1 protein-coding gene is annotated in these 1,285 nt (G+C 43.7%); it reads right to left on the bottom strand.

Annotated features, from left to right (window positions below; genetic code table 11):
- Positions 1 to 91: 91 nt before the first annotated feature.
- A partial coding sequence (locus A3729_RS05850) for a GGDEF domain-containing protein (RefSeq protein WP_156497713.1) occupies positions 92 to 1,285 on the bottom strand: 1,194 nt, incomplete at its 5' end.

The following is a 1,285-nucleotide window of genomic DNA, read 5'->3' on the forward strand; positions in this document are numbered from 1 at the left end:
TACAATTTCGTACTGCTGCTCACTCATACCGTTTTGCTCTTTGCTAATTTCTTTCCCTAACAATAAGTCTAGGTCAAGACCCGAAATTTACCTAGTCAGAAGATGCTTCACTCCGCACTTCTGCCCTGTTTCGGCCATTTTCTTTTGCTTGATACAGTGCAGAGTCTGCTCGTTCAAATAACTGCCCCTGATCCAGGCCTTCTTCAAAGACACTTAAGCCAAAAGACATGGTAATTTGAATCTTTTCATCGCGAAAATGAAAAGGTAAGCGACCGATCATTTCCCTTACTTTTTCAATTACCTGCTTTGCAGTTTGCAAATCTGTTTCTGGCAAAATAATCACAAACTCTTCGCCACCATAGCGCGCAACAAAGTCGGTCTTGCGTATTCTATTTTGAATTTCCTTGGCAATAATCTGTAGAACTTTATCGCCCGATAGGTGACCATAGTTGTCATTAATACTTTTGAAGAAATCGATATCCGCCACCACCAGTGTAGCCGGCTTTTTATAACGTTTGTAACGTTCAAGCTCCAGCTCAAAACGTTCGTCATAAGCCTCTCGATTAGGCAACGACGTTAAAGAATCTTTTAATGCTTTATCTCGCTCTTCCTTCAAGCGTTTACGAATATAACGAGTCTCTTCTTCCATCGCTTTGATGCGCTCTTTTAGGACCTCGACCTCTTCTTCTTTTGCTTGCTGGTGTTCAACTGCATCACCAGCATGCTGATCTACAGCACTGGATATGCTGTCCAAGTGCTCCGAAATAGATCGTTTCAAATCATCTATATCGACAGCTTTTCCCACACGCTGAGTCATTTCATCGACTTGATCACGCATATGTTGATCAAATTTTTCGTTTTTATCTTGCCAGGTGTCATCAATACTCTGACTCTCTACCAAAAAGTCCTGAACTTTACTCAAGCGCTCATCGAGCACCTTCAGAAAGTTACTAAACTCGCGCTGCCCTTTACCCACAACCGAAAGGATCAAGTTAGACAAATCATCCAAAGTAGGGCCAAGTTCATACCAAACCAGCTCTTTTTCAATTTGACCACGCAGTTTCGCTACTTCTCTGGTCGCACTGCTTGGAAACGCTAATTGGTCCAGTAGATTACTCAAAGTGTTGCGAATATGCCGCGCAACAGAAGAAAAGCCAGGAGCAAGCTCTTCTGCTGCATTGCTGGCATCGTCCGTTTCTAGCTCCAAGTCCTCTTCGCTGAGGGAGCTATCTTCGCCCGAAGCCGTATCAGCGCTTGCATTTTCATCACTTCCGCCACCCAAGAG

This window comes from Oleiphilus sp. HI0043, assembly GCF_001634935.1.